A 17,868-nucleotide genomic window follows, 5' to 3' on the forward strand; every position below is an offset into this window, starting at 1 on the left:
GGTGAAGAAGTTGGTCGGGTTGTCGAGCGCCGTGTTGACCTTCTTGCCGGTGGCAAGGCGGTTCTGCGTCGTGGAGAGCAGATCGGCGGTGGACTGGAGGGAGAGGAGGTTCTGACGAACGGAGGAGGAGAGAATGATATCGGACATTTTCATACCTTTCTGGTGTGAAACTGAGGAAAAAGCCGCTCCAATCCTTTCTGATCGGGCGGATGGCCGATCCTGCGGTCAAGCCGCGAAGGAAAAAGAAATCTCCAGCACGGCATTTGAGACAAAGGCCGAAGAATAAAATTGTCGCCATTGGGCGAGGTTCGTCCCGAAAACTACTGGGGCGACTGACAATTCCGGCCAGATAGCGACCCCTGCGCCCTCACCCCATTCACCAAGCATTAACCATCATGGGAAAGGATCACTGTCGCATCGGCCCCGGGCCGCAACGGCGGCTGCTAAGCAGTGCCGAACCACGTCGTTCCGCGAGCGAAGACGTCGCGCGACTGCCGGCAAAGGAGAACGGTTATGGCCCTGAAGGTCGAACTCAAACCGAACGAGCGCATCATCGTCGGCAATTGCGTGATCACCAACACCGACCAGCGCGCCCGCCTGCTGATCGACGGTGACCGCATCCCGATCCTGCGCGAGAAGGATATCCTGACGCCCGAGACCGCGGACACGCCGGCAAAGCTGATCTATCTCGCTGTGCAGCTGATGTATCTGTCGCCGGACCCGATGGCGCACCACCCGACCTATTTCAGTCTGGTGCGCGACATCATCACCGCGATGCCGAGCGCCTGGCCCTTCATCGAAAGCGTCAACAACTTCATCCTCAACGGCGACCTCTATCACGCGCTGAAGGAATCCAAGAAGCTGATCGCACACGAAGAGAAGTTGCTGGAAACCGCGCGCGACCAGCAGAACGCCGAGCGGGACGACACACGCAAGAGCGCGTAGAGCTCCTTGTTTTGACGCGTTTTCGCGCGGCCCGGCGTCCACTTCGCTTGAAAACGCTCTAGCCCCACTCGCCTCAACGAAAAAGGCCTCCGCGCGGAGGCCTTTTTGCTGGCTGGAGATGAGGGGCGCGCGATCAGCCGATCGGCAGATATTTCAGCAGCGTCGTCTGATACAGCATCGACGTGGTCTGGTACGACGCCTGCAAGCTGGTTTGCAGCGCCAGGATCTTGGTCGCGACCTCGTCCTGATTGACGCCCTCGACCGAGTCGAGCATCGTTTCCGCCATCCCCTTGAGCTGGGTCTGCCGATCGGTGGCCGCCTTGGTCGCGGTCTGGGCACCGGCGAATTCGGCCTGCACGTCCTGGATCTGCTGCTGACCGTTTTGCGGGGCGAGGTTGGCGCTCACGCGCTGCGCGAGCGCCGTCACCTGCGCACTCGCATTCGGATTGCTGGCATTGGTTGTGACGGCTGCGTACACCGCGACGTTCTGCAGCAAATAGCGGAAGGCCTGTTCGTTGGCGCGCGCGCCATACTGCACGGTGATGGACTGATCGACCTGCGCGACCGCGGTGCCGCGCGCCGACCCCGGGCCATTCTCGCCGGTGTACCAGTAGACGGTGTTGTCGGGCGTGCCCGCGACCAGGTTGGTGGCGGTGTCGAACGGCGGTCCCCCTACCCTCAGCGGCGCCGGCGCTGCGGTGGTGTTGTTGGCGATGCCGAGCGCGCCAAGTGCGGCCGTGTTGGAGCTCGAGATCGACAGGCTCTCGCCATCGGCGCCGTGCAGGGTGATCGCGCCGTTGCCGATGGTCGACGGGTTCTTGGTGCCGCTGATCTGGTCGATCTTGGCCATCAGCGTCTGCACGCTGTCGGTGACGTTGACCTGGTTGCCGGTGGCGCCCGAGGCCACGAAGGTGATCGGCGTGCCGTTCACCGTGATGGTATCGCCGGCGGCAAAGCTCGCCGACAGCGAGTCGGTGCCCGCCGCCCCCGACAGCGCCGTGGCGCCGTTGATCGGCGCCGGCGGCGTGTTCCGGTTGTTGACCGCGGCGCCCGACACGGTCGCGACCGGATTGAAGAAATTGTTCGACGCCGCAACCGCGGACGCCGCGACCAGCGACGTGTCGCTCAACGTCTTGATCGACGAGGTCAGGGTCGATTGCAGGTTGGCCGTCGTCGCCGCGGTGTCGGCGCCGATCAGGAACGAGCCGGCGGGCGGCGGGTTCGTCGTGGTCGCCGTGAGTTCGATCGCTTCGGTGGTGCCGTCGGGCAGCGTGAAGTTGAACTTGATCTTGTCGCCGTCCTTCGGATTGACGGCGCCGAGATCGACCGAGGCCGATTTCGGCGTGCCGGTCGGCTGCGTCACCGTGGCGCCACCCGTCAACGACGACTGCACCGACAAAAGCTTCAGGCCGAACGGCGAGCCGTCCTCGGCGATACTCGTGACCGTCGTGGTCGCCGGCGGCGACGAGACGCTCAGGCGCCCCATCATGCCGGCGCCCTGATCGGCCTGCTTGCGCTCATTGATGAGCTGCGTGAGGCCGGCCTGGGTTGCCGTACCCTTGAGCATGGTATCGGCGGATACCGTGGCCGGCGTATCCATCGCGCGGCCGGAAAACAGATAGCGGTCGCCCGACTGGCTGTTCAGCATCGCGACCGCGTTAGCGAAGGCCGCCTGCGCCGTGATCTGGCCCGAGGTCTGGCCGCTGTCGTTGAGCGTCAGCGTCGCCGTCGTCGCGGCGTTCTTCACCTGGGCCCCGACGTCGGACAGGCCCTGCAAGGTGAGGTTCGCGACACTCAGGCGCGTGTTGAGGTTGGTGGCGGTATCGGAGAACGCGTTGATGCCGCTGATCTGCGCGCGCAGGCTGAGCGCGAAACCGCGATCGAGTCCCTGCCCCGCATAAGTTGTCGATACCTTGCCGGTCGCAAGCTGCGTGGTCAGGTCATTGAGCTGATTCCGCAGGTTGAGGATCGTGGTGCCGATATAGGAAGTTCTGCCGCTTACGCCGTCGATCGACATGTTACCCTCACGTGAGCTGCAGCAGCGCGTCGTACATCTGCTTGATCGACGACATCACGCGCGCATTGGCGGAATAGGCGTTCTGCAGCGAAAGCAGATGCGCCATCTCCTCGTCCATGTTGACGCCGGAGGTCGAGTCCATCTTGGTCTGCAGCGTGTTCAGCACGACGTCCTGGCCGTCAGCGAGTTGCTTGGCAGCGGTCGCCGACTCGCCCTGCTGGCTGATGAACTGCTTGGCAAAGTTGAGCAGCGTGCCGGTGAACGGCGCGCCGGTGGTGCCAAGGCCGGTCTGCGGCGAATAGCTGTATGAGGCATTCGACAGCTGGTTCAGAACGAGGTTGGCGCGCGTGGTGTCGCCGGCCGGCGTCTGCGGATTGGTCGAGTACACCACCATGCGCGAGGGATCGCCGATCAAGGCGGTGTTGACGCTGATGCGTGCGGCAAGGCCGGTGGTCTGCGAGCCGTTCGCGGTGATCGCGCCGGTGTAGAGCCCGCCATTGTCGGTGAACAGCGGAAGGTGCGGATCGCCCGAGGTCAGCGACGAAACCGTCGTGGTGACCGACGCCGCGGTCACATCGGCCTTGTTGGCGGCGCCGTCGTCGAGCACGCGCAGCGTCGACCCGGACGGATTGGAGAATTGCAGGCCGGTTCCACCGAGCGCGCCGTTGAGCTGCGACAGCACCGAGCTCATGCCACCGGAGAAATCGATGCCCAGCACCTCGTCGTTGGGATCGACGGTCGCGGTATTGCTCAGCGGCAGCACGCTCGGATCGTCGACGCGGATGATCGACAGATTATGCGTGAGGCCGGTGGTGTTGTCCTTGTAGGAGACGTGGATGGTGTTGCCGTTCTGCAGCCCCGAGAGATCGAGGTCGAAGCCGGACTGCGCTCCCGCCGTCGCCGCGGTGCCCGCGGTGGTCTTGTCCGACAGCGCGCTCGACATCGCGGCGGCGAACTGATCGATCTGGGTCTGGGCCTGCGCCAGCGTGTTGTCGCGCAACTCGAGATAGGCGGCGATCTTGCCGGAGCGAATCGAATTGGTCGACACCATGTCATAGGTGCCGCCATGCGGGAACGTGATGGTGATGGTCCCGACCGTGCTCTTGGTCGGGTCGGTATTGTACAACGTGTTGGACGTCATCGTGCCCTGGGCGTTGAAGCTGAGCGTCGCGGCCTCGGTGCCGACCAGCTGCACGCCGGAATTGGTGAACACGCTCACTTGGTTCTGGCTGTTGGTGACGGTGCGGATGTCCATCAGCTGCGAGAGCTGCGTGACGTAGCGGTCGCGCTGATCGAGCAATGCCGCGGTCGAGGCATCGGTCGTGCCGCCATTGGCCGCCAGCTGGACATTGAGGCGCGCAATCTGCTGCAACGCATTGTTGGCGCTGTTGATGGAGTCGCTGATGCCGGCCTCGGCGTTGGCGCGCAGCGTCTGGATTCCCTGCGACGTCGCGTTGAGCTGCTGCGCCATCGATTGCGCGGCATTGATCACGCCGATGCGGGCCGACTGCGATTCCGGGCTGGTCGACAGCCCCTGCAGCGCGGTCAGGAACTTGTTGTAGGCGTCCTCGATCGTGCCGGTGGAGTCGGGATTGCCGTACACGCCCTGCAGATTGGCCATGAAATCCGAGCGGACATCGGCGTAGGCCGCGCCCGAGGTCTCGGTGCGGAGCTGGGTCTGCAGGAATTCGTCGAGCTGGCGGTTGACGCCGGTGATGAGGACGCTCGAACCGTACTGGCCGGTGGTGCCGGTGACCTGATTGAGCGTCTTCCTGACGTAGCCGGGCGTCTCCGCGTTGGCGACGTTCGACGACACGAGCGAGAGCGAGGCCTGCGTGGCGCGCAGGCCCGACATCGCGGTGGAAAGGGCTTGGCTCAAACCCATGATGTGTACTCGCCTTTACTTCTTCACACGTGCAGCAACGATGCGATCAGCGCACCACGTTCAGGAGATCCTGCACCATCGAATTGGTCGTGGTGATCACCTTGGTGTTCGCCGAATAGGCCTGCTGGGTCACGATCAGCTTGGTGAATTCGTCGGCAATATCGGTGTTCGAGCTCTCGAGCGAGGAACCGACGATGGTGCCGGCCTTGCCGAACAACGCCGCGCCGGACTCGTCGGTCGCCTCGAACGCACCGCCGTCGATGCGCTTGAGGAAGTTGGTGCCGTTGAAGGTCGCCACCGAGATTTCGGCGAGGTCGATGTTGCGGCCGTTGGTGTAGTTGCCGACGATGCGGCCGTTGGTGGAGACGCTGACCGACTGCAGCTGGCCTGCGGGGAAACCGTCCTGCTGGATCTGGTTGACCTGAACGTTGCCGTTGGCGTCGGCGAACTGGGTCACGCCACCGGAGCCGAAATTGATCACGGGGCTGCCGAGCGACACGCCGTTGACGACGGCATTGGTGAGCGCCACCGAGGAGATCGCCGGCGACATCTGCCCGTTCGAGGCGAAGGTGAAGTTGACGTTGACGTTCTGCCAGGAGACCTGTGTGCCGGTCGCATTGGGATTGACCTGATAGAACAGGTTCCAGGTGTCGGTATGTGTGCCACCCAGCGAGGAGCTGTCGGTCTTGGCCCAGCGGAATTGCAGGTTCACCGGCGCGCCCGAGACGTCGTAGGCGGTGACGGCGCCGCCTGAGACGGATTCGTTCAGGAAGGTCGAGTTATCGTTGCCGATAACCTGGCCGGTGCCGACCGTGCCGCCGCCGCCGCGAACCGCAACCGCCGAGCCGGTGAAGCCGAGCGCCGCGAAGGCGGTCGAGTTCGAGCTCGTCACGTTGAGATCGGCCAATTTGCCGGAGTGCAAGGTGATCTTGCCGCCGCTGATCGTCGATGGCGTCGTGGTGCCGGTAATCGCGTCGATCTTCGCGAGCAGCGTTCCGATGCTGTCGGTGACGTTGAGCTGGTTGCCAGTCGCCCCCGACGCCACGAAGGTGATGACGGTGCCGTTGACCGTGATCGTGTCGGCGGGCACGACGGGCGGGCCGGCCGAGCCGGCGCTGAAGCTGGCGTTGATCGAGTCGGTGCCTGTACCGCCCGAAAGCAAGGTCGCGATGGTATTGTCCACCGATGGCGTCGCCTTGTTCTTCTGCTCGGTGCCGGTGATAGCGGAATCGGTATACGGCGCAGCCGGCGTGCCCAGCACCAACGGATTGTTTCCACTGCTGAACGCGCCCGGCCGGATCAGCTCGGAACCGGGAACCGAAGTGTCGTGCGCGGTGGTCAAGGGATAGGACGCGAGGTTGGCGCGATAGTCTATCTTGGTGGTCTGCTGCGCCGGCAGGAAGTCGTTCTTGAATTGCAGCACCTGCGGCGATGAGCCTGCCGGGTTGCCGGTGGTCGGGTCGATCGGCACGCCCTCGAGATAGTAGCCGGCGCCGTTGACGAGATAGCCGTCCTTGTTGAGCTGGAAATCGCCGCGGCGGGTGTAGCGGTCGACGCCATCGAACACCGGCGCACCGTCGGTGAAGCTGCCGGGCTTCTGCACCGCGAAGAAACCGTTGCCGTTGATCGCCATGAAGGTCGCGACCGATGCCGACTGGACGTCGCCCTGTACCGAGTTGGTCGAACGGGACTGCGCGGTGACGCCGCCGGCAAGCTGCGCGGTCAGCGCGGTCTGCGGGACGAGGTCAAGGAACGAGGTATCGATGCGCTTGAAGGCGGTGGTCTGCGAGTTGGCGATGTTGCCGGAGATGTTTTCAAGCGCGTACGACCCCGCGCGCAAGCCACCGACAGCCGTCGTGAGAGCGCCGAAGATACCCATGACATGTTCTCCAATTCGATTCCCGGCGGCTGGCAATCACAGGAATGGCCGCATCGGCGGAGCATGTCGCAAAGGTCGTGCCACGAAACAAAACGTAACAAAATCATCCGCTTGAAAAAAATGCCCCGGTCGTTCGACCGGGGCACATTTGCCGGGAGCGGCAACAATTGCCGGGAAGGAATGTCAGGTCGCCGATGGCGCCGCCGGGTGAAACACCAGCGCGAAGCCGTCCATGCAGTAGCGCAGTCCGGTCGGTTTCGGGCCGTCGTCGAAGACGTGGCCGAGATGGCCGCCGCAGCGGCGGCAATGCACCTCGGTACGGACCATGCCGAAGGTGCGGTCCGACGTGGTGCCGACCGCGTTGTCCAGCGGCTTGTAGAAGCTCGGCCAGCCGGTGCCGCTCTCATACTTGGTCTCGGACGAGAACAGCGGCAGGTCGCAGCCGGCGCAGGCGAAGATGCCCTTGCGGTGCTCCTTGAGCAGCGGGCTGGATCCCGGCCGCTCGGTGCCCTGGTTGCGCAGGATCTCGTATTGCTGCGGCGTCAGCTGCGCGCGCCATTCGGCGTCGGTCTTCTCGATCTCGAATTTCTCGGCGGCCTGCGCCGGCGAGGCGCGCAGCCAGCGGAAGGCGGCGAAGCCGAACAGGCCGGCGACGGAAGCAAGCAGGATGCGGCGATCGATCATTAATCATCTCCGGTGCGGGCGGCTCGGGGGGCGTGCCCGAGGTTCGTCAACAAATACGAACCCCGCCGGCGGACGTTACATCCGCCCGTCGGAGATCCGCTCACTTTCTTGCGAGGCATCCGGATACGGCGCCTCGCCGTCCTCGATCTGCCTGGGCGCGGGCGGACGCGCCGGCCGCACTGCCGACGGGGGCGGACGGCGGGGTGCGGGTCCCCTGGTTCCCGCCCTGAGATTGGCCTCGGCGAGCCGTGCCTCGCGCAGGCGCTCCTTCGCACGTGCACCCTCGCGGTAGCGCGCCAGAACACCCGCCACGGACGAGGCCCCCCTCGCCCACAGGCCGACGAAATGACCGGCGACGCGGCCGGTGGCGCCGCCGGCCCAGACCAGCTCGAACGGCGAAAACAGCCGCCAGCGATCGTCGCCCCACAGGATGCTGCGCGCGATCAGCTGCCCGGCGAGCGCCGAGGTGTTGAGTCCCTGCCGGCCGAAGCCGCTCGCCACCCACAGGCCCCGGCGCAACTGACCGATCTGCGGCATGCCGTGCACGGTGACGCCGACCGCGCCGCCGAACATCTCGGCGATCGGAACCTTGCCGAGTTGCGGAAACACCGTGGCGATGCGGCGCTGCACCGCCCCGCCAAGCCGCTTCGGCCGTGCGTCCCAGGTGGCTTCGGGGCTCGCCCACAACAGCCGATCGCCATCGACAACACGGAAATGGTCGATGCCGTCGCTGTCGACGACCGAGCCGGGAAAGACGATGGTCTCGGCCAGCCGCTCCCCGAGCGGCTCGGTCAATGCCGCGTAGCGCCACACCGGCAGCAGCGTATCGGACAAGCGCTTCAGCGGCGCGCCGAGATGGATATTGCCGGCGAGGACAATATGGTTGGCGCGCAGCCGCGCCGTCGGCGTCACGATGCGTTTGCGGATGCCGGAGAAATCGATGCTGACGACCGGCGTCTCCTCGAAGATCCGCACGCCCGCCCGCATCGCCAGCGCGGCGAGGCCGTGCACATATTTGCGACCTTCTATCTGGAACGCCTTCGGATAATAGATGCCGTGGAAATAGCGGCCGGTCCTGAGCACGCTGCGCACGCGATCGACCTGCCAGCCCTCGATCTCGGTCGCCAAATCCTCACCCAGCGTCTGCAGGCGGCTGATCAGCGCCTCGCCGACATCGACATTGGAGACCTCCAGCGCGCCATCGCTCGGCTTGATGCCCGGGATCAAATCTTCGGTAGCGGCGGCGCGGACATAGTCGGCGCCCTCCTTCGACAGCGCCCACAATTCGCGGGCATCGTCGAGGCCGACGCGCTCGATCACATCTGTTATCGGCAGGCCGAATCCCGGCATTACGGTGCCGAGATGATGACCGGAGGCGTTCCAGCCGATCTGGCGGCCTTCGAGCACCGCGACGCTCGCACCGAGCCGCGCCGCCTCACGCGCCACGGTCAGGCCGGCCAGCCCGGCCCCGACCACGCAAATATCGACGTCGAGGTCGAACGCCAGACGGTCGCGGAACGGCGAGGCCGCCTGATCGGGGCCGTCTGCCGCACTTGTGGAACTCTCGCTCATGGCGTTTCTTACGAACCGCTGCGGCGCTTGTCACCTTGTCCAGGGCATGAGCCTGTAGAATTAATTCGACCTGACCGAATCGAGAATGGAAGTCCATGCGCCGTTTGCTGCTGCTGCGTCACGCCAAAACCGAACACGACGCGCCTTCGGGGCACGACCAGGACCGCCGTCTCGACGAGCGCGGCCACCGCGACGCAGCGGAGATCGGCGGCTGGATCGCCCGTCATCCGCCCCTGCCCAATCTGGCGCTGGTCTCGCCGGCGGTCCGCACCAGGCAGACCTGGGAGATCGTGCGCGAGGCGCTGAAGGGCGCCGGGCCTGCGCCGAAGGTCGAATTCGTGCCGGACCTCTACGGCGCCGACCCGGTGCAATTGCTGACCGCGATCCGGATGGCTTCGGTCAGCGATCCGAAGCGGCTGATGCTGGTCGGCCATAATCCCGGCATGCACGAGCTCGCGCTGACGCTGACCGGCAGCGGCGACGAGGCCGCAAAGCGCGCGCTCGGCGACAATCTGCCGACCTCGGGGCTCGCCGTCTTCGACTTTGCGACCGACGACTGGAACGACGTCTCGTTTCGGCGCGGCAAGCTCGTCCTGTTCGTCAGCCCTAAGCTGTTGAAGCAGGCCTCGCGCAGCTGACGCAAGCGGACAGCGCCGCGCCGCCATGCTATATTGGCCTCTGCGCGACAGGGGGACCGGTTCGCGTCGAGACCAGAACGACTTCAAGAAAAAGAAGGCGCGCGTCCCGGGCACAGGGACCAAACGGCTCCAGACCAATCGCGGACAGGAGGCGCAGATGTACAAATCCATTCTCGTTCCGATCGACCTCGCTGATACCGATCTGGCGAAGCCGGCGATCGCAACCGCTGCAACATTGTCGCAAACATGGAACGGGACGGTTCGTCTGCTCAACGTGCTGCCGATGACGCCGGTGATGCTCGCCGAATACGTGCCGGCGGATTTCGACAGCCAGCAGCGCGAAACATCGGAAGAAGCGCTTGCGATCGTCGCGCGCGAATCCGGCATCGCGCCCTCCCGCATCTCGGGCGTGGTGCGTCAGGGCGGCATCTATCACGAGATCCTCGAGGAGGCCGCGACCATGAAGGCCGACCTCATCGTGATGACCTCGCACCGGCCAGCGATGCGCACCTACTTCCTCGGCTCAAATGCCGGCCACGTGGTGCGCTACGCCAAATGCTCGGTGCTGGTGGTGCGGCACTAAAGCTGGGTGAGTCATGGCCGTCGCAGGCGGCGCTGCCAAAATATCGAAAACAACCCCATGCAAAGTAGCCGGCGGCGGCCGGCGTTCGACCAGGCGACTTGACACGTCGGGCAACTCAGGGATATTCTTCTAGTATTCCGAAATTGCGCACGAAGATGCCGTTGAGGACGCGGCGGTCATTCGCTCGTGGCACGCCGCGCGGCTTGTTGGGCAGCATCGGCTCGATGGCAGTCCATTCGTCGTCGGAGAGTTCGTAGCGCATGATTCGGCCCCTTCGGTCAGGCGCTGGAACCACGGCTCGGCAGTCAGCTCAATGAGGCACTGACCGACGGCGATTGGTCGCTATGCACCCGAAAGCGGACGCATTGTGCTCACGTTGAGCTCTTCACCTCTTGACCCGAAGCGGTCGTCGGCCATGCCGGACAGTGGCTCAACATACTGCTATAAGCGTTGAGCTTCCCAAGATGCTGTCAGAACAGGCAACTTGCCTGAGCGCAGCCGAGGCGCCCGCGGTCGATTGCCCGACGATGCTATCCGCGTATTCTCGTCCTTCGATGTGTTTGAGGGTTCTGGGAATTGACTTCACCAGCTCAGGATACGGAGCGACATTGACGATGAGGGGCGGCGTTGTCGAATATTGTCAAGGAATTGCGGAAAGGTAACGCACGCAAGGGCGCCGGAAGACGCCCCTTTCCGTGCGTTCGAGACCTCCTCGCCGACCACGCGGAAACTGCGCCGGAGCGCTATGCCATTCTGGCCCCGGCGCGCCGCCCGATGACGTATGGCGCGCTATGGACGCAGGCAAATGAAGTGGTTTTCGGGTTGCGGAACGTCGGCGTGCGCCGAACTGACAGGGTCGCGGTCGTGTTGTCGGACGGACCAGAGGCTGCAGTAGCGGCGATCACGGTTGCGGCCGGCGCGGTTTGTGTACCTCTCAATCCGGGTTTCACCTGTGATGAATACCTGCGTTATTTCGGCGAATTGCAGCTGGCGGCGCTATTGACGCACGCTGACTTGAATTCGGCCAGCCGACGCGCCGCCCAAATCCAGGGCGTGCCCGTGATCGATGTGTCGATGCGGCCGAACGAGGGAGCCGGCGCGTTCAGTGTTGCCGGTCGGGCACCGCAGCTCCTGGTTGACGACGAGTTTGCGTCCAGCGCTGACGACGCGTTCATCCTGATGACATCTGGCAGCACGTCGCGGCCCAAAACGGTCCCTCTGACCCATGCGAGCGTCTGTCTGTCGGCCGACAACGTTGGCGCCGTCTTGGAGCTGGAGGCTCGCGACCGATTGCTAAGCGTACTGCCTCTCTTTCATGGGCATGGCTTGATCTCGGGACTTCTGGCCGCGCTTGCGGCAGGCTCCAGTACGGTCTGTCCGCCTGGCTTCGATGCAACAGCGTTCTTCGGCTGGCTGATGGAGTTCCGACCAACCTGGTACACGGCGGTACCAGCAATCCATCGCGCAGTATTGGCGGCGGCGGATCCCTACAGGCAGGCTGCGCAGCGGTCCTCCTTGCGGCTCGTTCGTTCGGCTTCGACGTCTCTGTCGTCGGAAGTGCTCGACGGACTAGAAGCGCTGTTTGGTGTTCCCGTTATAGACACCTACGGCATGACGGAGGCCGCGACCCAGATCGCTGCTAATCCCTTGCAGCGGCGAAAGCGCGGTTCCGTCGGCCGGCCGGCCGGCCCCGAGATCGGGATACTGGACAGGAGAGGCCGTCGCTTGCCATCCGGCAAACGTGGAGAGATCGCGCTGCGAGGTCCCACCATAACCAGAAGGTACGACAATGATGCCGCCGCTACAGCGTCCGCATTTCAGGACGGCTGGTTCCGGACCGGCGACCTCGGATACCTGGACGCCGACCGGTATCTCTTTATCGTCGGTCGCATCAAGGAGATCATCCATAAGGGCGGGCAGAAGATTGCCCCCGCCGAGGTAGAGAGCGCATTGCTGAGCCACCCGGCTGTGATCGAAGCCGCTGTTTTCCCTGTCCCCCATGAGCGACTGGGCGCGGACGTCGCCGCCGCTATTGTGCTGCGTCAGGACGCAAAGGTGAGCGTACAAAGTCTCCGAGACTTTGCCCGAGGACGCCTGGCCGGGTTTAAGGTCCCTGGCCTCATCGTGATTGTAACAGAGATTCCGAAAGGCTCCGGCGGGAAGATCAAGCGCAATGAACTTGCGGCCGGCCTTTCAAAGACTCGACCAATCCAGGACGACGGCAAAGGAGTTGCGCCCAGCTCGGAATTGGAGCGTCAACTGGCCGGTATCTGGAAGGACATCCTGGACATCGATCGGATCAGCGTTGATCAGGATGTCTTCGCGCTCGGCGTGGATTCACTTGCCATGACCCAGTTGATCTTGCGTGTGGAAGAGTACTTCGGCGTCATGCTGTCGTTCGAGGATATCTTCAATTCGTCGACCGTTGCAGCGCTTGCGCTTCGCCTTGAATCATCAAAAGAGAGCGCCGGCTCGTTGGCGCGCCCGCACGATCCGCCATCGCAGATCTCGCGCGCTGATGCAGATGGCGCACAGTCAATCTCCATCGTGCAGGAGCGCATGCTACGCATCGAGCGAAAATTACCCGGGCTACCCCAGTTCAACCTGCCGTTCGCTTATCGATTGCAGGGCCGACTAAGCATTCCCGTGCTCGAGCGGAGCCTTGCCGAGGTCGTGCGTCGGCATGACATGCTGCGCACGGCGTTTATCTGGCAGGATGAGGTCCCCCTCGCTCGCGTCGTGCCGGACGTCGATGTCAGATCAATCCTGGCTGTGAAGGATTATGCAGTCCCGGTGCATGCCGGAGATACCCGTGCCAAGGAACTTCTGCTGGTAAAGGCGAAGCTGGAAGCCGAACGGAGCTCCCTGGCGCCGATCGACATGAACAATGCGCCACTGTTCCGGGCCTATCTCTTCAGGCTCGATGCCAGGGACCATGTTTTGCTCCTGGTCATGCATGATATCATCATCGATGGCTGGTCGATGGCAATCTTCATGGAAGAACTTCTGGAGATCTATGCCGCTGCGATTTCCGGTGCGAAGGCGCAGCTGCCCAAACCATCGCTTCAGTTTTCCGATTTCGCTCGCTGGCAGCGTTTGTGGTCCAGCACCGAGGAAGCAAACAGGCAGTTCGCTTACTGGAAGCGATGCCTCGACAAAGCCTCACCTCCATTTGCAGCCCCGAAAAGCAGCGTTGGAGGCGAATTGACTTCGCGCGCTCTCCAGGAATCATTTCAAATATCGAACAATCTGGTGACGCAGCTGAGCGCCATGAGCCGCGACCGGGGCGTAACTCTGTTCATGAGTTTACTCGCCGGTTTCAAGACCCTGCTGTTGCTCCGGAGCGAACGCAACGACATTTGTGTCGCGACTTTGATGGCCAATCGGCCTCAACTCAGGACAGAACGCGTGATCGGTCCGTTCGCGAACACAACGATCATCCGCACCCAACTTGATGCTGATCTGACCTTTAGCGAAGCGCTTGAACGCGTGCGCAGGGCCGTCTTGGAGGCTTACGCCAGACAAGAACTTCCCTTCGATATAATTGCCAGCCGACTGGCGGAAGAGACCGGCTTGTGCCCGGCATCACTCGTCCAAGTTTATTTCGTTCTCCAAGTTGCGTTCCGCCGAGCGCTCCAGTTGCCCGATCTGACGGTTCGCCCGTTCGGCTACCAGGAAGAACGGTCTGCCATGCCGATTGATCGCGCTTGGCTCTCGATTACCCTTAAGGACACCCCGTCGGGAATGACCGGCATATGCGGGCGCAAGGACGACTTGTTCGAGCCAAACACCGTCCAGAATTGGATTGCCGATTACACGGCAATCTTGGTCAATGCGGCCGCAAACCCCAACGAGCAGCTTGGCCGATTGATTGATCCCTGAAACGATCAGGTCAGTCGCACCAAGCCGGTGAAATAAAGTGCAACGCCTGTGCCGGTGTCCTGCCACGCGCAAGGTCGTCCAAAATTCGTCCGATCCGAGGTTCATCCAGCTTGATTATCCACTAGAAATTGTCGACAATTCAGGGGTGCATTGGACGAGGGATTGATCAAATCTAATTTTGCCACTTGGAGGCGGCGATGTGTAGATTTGCAGTGGATCTCATCGATTTTGAGGAATTGACCGCGGCGCAAAGGAAAGCACTGCTGAAGGACCTACAGAAGCGCAGGGATGCTCTGCAAGCGCAGCTGGAGGGGGTCAATGAATCGCTGAAGGGCGTCAATCAAGCGCTCAAGACGGTCCAGAAAGTATCAAAGCGCCGTTAGCGCCCGGGCCGTCAGCGCCCGAACAGGCTGTAGTCTGGTCTCCGCGCTTCAGCCGTGCAGGGGCTTCCGCCGAATGCGGAAAAGACAGCGGAGGGCCTGACCAAAGGGCACGTAAAATCGACGCGGCTCCGGACGGCGGGGTGTGAAGCCCCCGGTCACGTCATGGCCACCGTTGCGGCCGCGTCAGGGTTGAATTCCGAGCACCTTAAGTATCGGCGTCCACCGGGTGTAATCTTTCTCATGCATCGCTCGCGCCTCTGCACCGGATCGCCATACTTGCTTAAATCCGACATTCTGCAGTTTCTCCTGAGAACGTTGCGATGCTTGCCGAAAAATCTCGGAGAGTCGGGAGACTTCCTCCGCTGATGTTCCCGGCGGAGCGAAGATGCCGATCCATCCTTCCGTCTCAATCCCGCTGCCGGTTTGTGCAAGAACGTGAAGTGAATCTTGAAACGGGAGAAAGTCCGGAAAAGGAACAATCGCAACCGCGACATGCCCCCCAAGGACACTGAGGATCGCTGGCGCCGACCCTTGATAAGGTACGTGCACCATCGGCACTCCGTAGTCGTTGAAAAGCGTTGTACCTATGAGATGGGGAATGCTCCCGGCGCCTGCCGTGGCCACGGTGCGATATTTCTCCTCGCGCGAGGCCTCCAGCATGTATTCGGCAAGCTGCGCGGCAGCGTCTTTTCTCGCGACGGCAACGTATGAGAAGGTCGCCAAAATTCCGATGGGCACGAGCTCGCTTTGAGGAGACGTTCTGAGCGACGACGTGGAGGACATGAACAAGAGTGTCTGAGTCCCCTTTTGCCGAAGTACCCAATCTGCCGCTATTGCTCCTCCCGCGCCAGGTCGATTTTCCACGATCGTCGACGTTCGCGCGATCTGCTCCGCTGCTTCAGCAACGATTCTGGCTGCGGTTGAAGAGGTTCCCCCTGCCGCAAATCCCACAACCAATGTAATCTGTCCATCATTCGGAAGTGCGGGACTGGAGAGCATCACAAGCGCAGCAAGAAAAAGTGGCGTGAATCTCGTCATTCGCTGATGCCCTCTTCAACGAGTATCGCGATTTTCAAGGACAGCTGGACCACGTTCCCTTCGAGGGCGCAACCTCCGAAAGAACGTCATTTGGCCGGCTCGGCTCTCCGGCGCGCTGCGGGCGCGTCCATCCGTCCGTACCTCGCACGCGGTTCGCCATCGAAGCGGGCAGAATCCGATACTGAGGTCGATCTCCCCGAGCTCGTACGCGGGCTGGCACTATCTGAATGACACCGGTGTTCGGAGCCCGATAGACACCTCCTTCTTCTGACAATAGACTTTGACTAAAGATCGGATCGGATCAGGGCGAGCTTTTATGGCCGCAGACCGTGTGGAACGGCGACTGAGTGCTGTTTTCGTGGCCGATGTGGCTGGCTATAGCCGCCTAATGGGTGCTGATGAGGAGGGTACGCACGCCCGGCTGAACGAACATCTGTCTGCGCTCCTCCATCCCGAGATCGAAAAGCACGGCGGGCGGCTTATCAGGAGCGCCGGCGACGGAGTGTTGGTGGAGTTTGCCAGCGTGGTCAGCGCTATGCGATGCGCCGTTGCGATACAGCGCGGCATGATCACTCGAAACACCGATGTGCGAATTGAAAAGCGGATCGAGTTCCGCATCGGCATCAACGCCGGCGACATCATCACAGAAGGCGGCGATATCTTTGGGGACGGGGTAAATGTTGCGGCTCGGCTCGAGGCGCTTTGTGAGCCGGGCGGCATCTGTGTATCGCAACGCGTACGAGAAGATACGCAGGATAAGCTTGACATCGAATTCGAAGATAGTGGCGAGCATCAACTGAAGAACATTGCACGGCCGGTGCGGGTCTATCGCGTGTCGTTCGGCAACGCTCCGGCGCGACCGGCGCTTGCGCTTCCCGACAAGCCATCGGTCGCCGTCCTGGCTTTTGAGAATATGAGTCGCGACTCGGAACAGGAGTACTTTGCGGATGGAATTTCGGAAGACATCATCACCGAGTTGTCCCGCTTCTCGGACTTGTTCGTGATCGCACGCAATTCGAGTTTTCGATACAAGGGCAGAGCGGTTGATTTGCGTCAGGTGGGTCGAGAACTCGGCGTGCGCTATGTTCTGGAGGGTAGCGTTCGTCGGGGCAATGACCGAGTTCGGATCACGGCACAGCTGATTGATGCTGCAAGTGGCGTCCACCGCTGGGCCGAGCGCTATGACCAGAAGTTGAAGGATGTATTTGCGATCCAGGACGACGTGGCGCGTACGATCGCCGCAATTCTGGTCGCGCATGTGAACATGGCGGAAGCTGAACGCACCTTGCTCAAGCCGCCCGCGACTTGGCAGGCCTACGATCACTACATGCGCGCAGCTGCGGCGTGGATATCGTTCCAGTCCTCGTGGCAAATGGCGGAATTATTGAGGACACGAGGGCACCTCGCAGATTCGCTGGCCATCGATCCGAAATATGCCCGTTGCTATACAATGCTGGCCAGCACGCACCGGGTGGCTTGGCTCAATCCCCTGAATGATGAATATTTGAGCCCGACTATCCTTGACCTGGCCATCAAATTGGCGCGCACGGCAATTGCCCACAATCCGGGCCTGCCCGAAGCCTATGCCGAGTTGGGTTATAACATCATCCGGAAGCGTGACTTCGACGCAGCGACTGGCGCCGCCGAAAGAGCGCTGGCGCTAAACCCCAATTTCGCGGATTACCGCCTCGCGCAAATATTCTACTCGGTGGGAGACCCGACCAGAGCTATTGCCATCGCCAAGTTGCAAATGCGCCTAGATCCATTCCATCCGCATTTTGCGCCGTTGATGGTCGGCGTAGCTCACTACCACCTCAAAGAATACCACGATGCCCAACATTGGTTGACTGAAGCCATTGGCCGCGCGCCCAATCACCAGTATGGCCACGCCTTCTTGGCTGCGACGTACGCTCAGCTGGGACGAATGGAAGATGCTCGTGCAGAGGCAAACGAAGTTCTACGCTTGAATCCAAGATACAGCATCAGCGGCACCCAGCAGCAGGTATCCATTCTCAAACGCGCCGAAGATTTGGAGCACCTGGTTGACGGGCTGCGAAAGGCCGGCCTTCCAGCATAGTCTCGGCGAATGCGCGGGCAAGACAGCAGCTCGCCGTCCTGCGCGGTGGTGCTCGTCCGAAGTCCGCTTGTTGGCCCTTCTCGAACCTCCAGCAAGGTCCGCTTTCTCGCGGCTGTCAGGGTGAGAACGGACATCAAGCGCCCCTCATCCAGCTCCGATTTGTGAGTACACGGTCCAGCTGATTGGTCAGCGGCCACCATCGAGGCAAAGCCGCGGGCAATGAATGCCACCAAAGCGGTGTTCGCCTAGCGCGCGCGATGAGTTTTGATAGAATCGGCTTGGCGC

General features: G+C 62.3%; 12 protein-coding genes and 2 pseudogenes. 6 read left to right on the forward strand and 8 right to left on the reverse strand.

Translation table 11 applies throughout. From position 1 onward, the window contains the following. A pseudogene (locus AKL29_RS46755) lies at positions 1 to 147 on the reverse strand (flagellin); the annotation flags it as partial. A gap of 366 nt (positions 148 to 513) precedes the next feature. Here AKL29_RS46755 and flbT point away from each other — a divergent pair. Further along, positions 514 to 945 carry a flagellar biosynthesis repressor FlbT gene (gene flbT / locus AKL29_RS28135; protein WP_028337700.1) on the forward strand — a complete coding sequence of 144 codons (432 nt, stop codon included), beginning with the start codon at positions 514 to 516 and terminating at the stop codon, positions 943 to 945. A 133-nt stretch (positions 946 to 1,078) separates the two neighbouring features. On the opposite strand, the gene AKL29_RS28140 is transcribed toward flbT, so the two are convergent. The 5 genes from AKL29_RS28140 to AKL29_RS28160 all read right to left on the reverse strand — a co-directional run bounded on the left by AKL29_RS28140 (position 1,079) and on the right by AKL29_RS28160 (position 8,982). Next, positions 1,079 to 2,962 carry a flagellin family protein gene (locus AKL29_RS28140; RefSeq protein ID WP_050386408.1) on the reverse strand — a complete coding sequence of 628 codons (1,884 nt, stop codon included), beginning with the start codon at positions 2,960 to 2,962 and terminating at the stop codon, positions 1,079 to 1,081. A gap of 7 nt (positions 2,963 to 2,969) precedes the next feature. Beyond that, the gene (gene flgK / locus AKL29_RS28145) at positions 2,970 to 4,847 is read right to left on the reverse strand and encodes a flagellar hook-associated protein FlgK (RefSeq protein WP_050386409.1); all 1,878 of its coding nucleotides are present in this window, start codon (positions 4,845 to 4,847) and stop codon (positions 2,970 to 2,972) included. Positions 4,848 to 4,893: 46 nt separating this feature from the next. Then, a complete protein-coding gene (locus tag AKL29_RS28150; RefSeq protein ID WP_050386410.1) occupies positions 4,894 to 6,726 on the reverse strand; it encodes a flagellar hook-basal body complex protein in 1,833 nt (610 codons plus the stop codon). Positions 6,727 to 6,909: 183 nt separating this feature from the next. Continuing rightward, entirely contained in the window at positions 6,910 to 7,410 is a 501-nt protein-coding gene (msrB, locus tag AKL29_RS28155) for a peptide-methionine (R)-S-oxide reductase MsrB (protein ID WP_028337704.1), read from the reverse strand. 75 nt (positions 7,411 to 7,485) lie between these two features. Then, complete coding sequence (locus AKL29_RS28160; RefSeq protein WP_050386411.1) at positions 7,486 to 8,982, reverse strand: NAD(P)/FAD-dependent oxidoreductase; 1,497 nt, start codon at positions 8,980 to 8,982, stop codon at positions 7,486 to 7,488. A 95-nt stretch (positions 8,983 to 9,077) separates the two neighbouring features. On the opposite strand from AKL29_RS28160, the gene AKL29_RS28165 reads away from it, so the two are divergent. Continuing rightward, on the forward strand, positions 9,078 to 9,620 hold the full coding sequence (locus AKL29_RS28165) for a SixA phosphatase family protein (RefSeq protein ID WP_028337706.1): 543 nt from the start codon (positions 9,078 to 9,080) through the stop codon (positions 9,618 to 9,620). A gap of 157 nt (positions 9,621 to 9,777) precedes the next feature. Continuing rightward, entirely contained in the window at positions 9,778 to 10,203 is a 426-nt protein-coding gene (locus tag AKL29_RS28170) for a universal stress protein (protein WP_016840840.1), read from the forward strand. 145 nt (positions 10,204 to 10,348) lie between these two features. Here the strand turns inward: AKL29_RS28170 and AKL29_RS41230 are convergent. Further along, a pseudogene (locus AKL29_RS41230) lies at positions 10,349 to 10,465 on the reverse strand (transposase); the annotation flags it as partial. A gap of 365 nt (positions 10,466 to 10,830) precedes the next feature. On the opposite strand from AKL29_RS41230, the gene AKL29_RS28175 reads away from it, so the two are divergent. Both AKL29_RS28175 and AKL29_RS43015 read left to right on the forward strand, forming a co-directional pair. Further along, on the forward strand, positions 10,831 to 14,085 hold the full coding sequence (locus tag AKL29_RS28175) for an AMP-binding protein (protein ID WP_082190739.1): 3,255 nt from the start codon (positions 10,831 to 10,833) through the stop codon (positions 14,083 to 14,085). Between the two features lie 212 nt (positions 14,086 to 14,297). Next, positions 14,298 to 14,468 (forward strand): hypothetical protein, encoded by a 171-nt coding sequence (locus tag AKL29_RS43015; protein WP_193395257.1) that lies wholly within the window; start codon positions 14,298 to 14,300, stop codon positions 14,466 to 14,468. Between the two features lie 183 nt (positions 14,469 to 14,651). On the opposite strand, the gene AKL29_RS28180 is transcribed toward AKL29_RS43015, so the two are convergent. Next, positions 14,652 to 15,506 (reverse strand): Bug family tripartite tricarboxylate transporter substrate binding protein, encoded by an 855-nt coding sequence (locus tag AKL29_RS28180; RefSeq protein ID WP_082190740.1) that lies wholly within the window; start codon positions 15,504 to 15,506, stop codon positions 14,652 to 14,654. A 316-nt stretch (positions 15,507 to 15,822) separates the two neighbouring features. On the opposite strand from AKL29_RS28180, the gene AKL29_RS28185 reads away from it, so the two are divergent. Further along, entirely contained in the window at positions 15,823 to 17,583 is a 1,761-nt protein-coding gene (locus AKL29_RS28185) for an adenylate/guanylate cyclase domain-containing protein (RefSeq protein ID WP_063779961.1), read from the forward strand. Positions 17,584 to 17,868 lie beyond the last annotated feature (285 nt).

Source organism: Bradyrhizobium pachyrhizi (genome assembly GCF_001189245.1).
Taxonomy (GTDB): domain Bacteria; phylum Pseudomonadota; class Alphaproteobacteria; order Rhizobiales; family Xanthobacteraceae; genus Bradyrhizobium; species Bradyrhizobium pachyrhizi.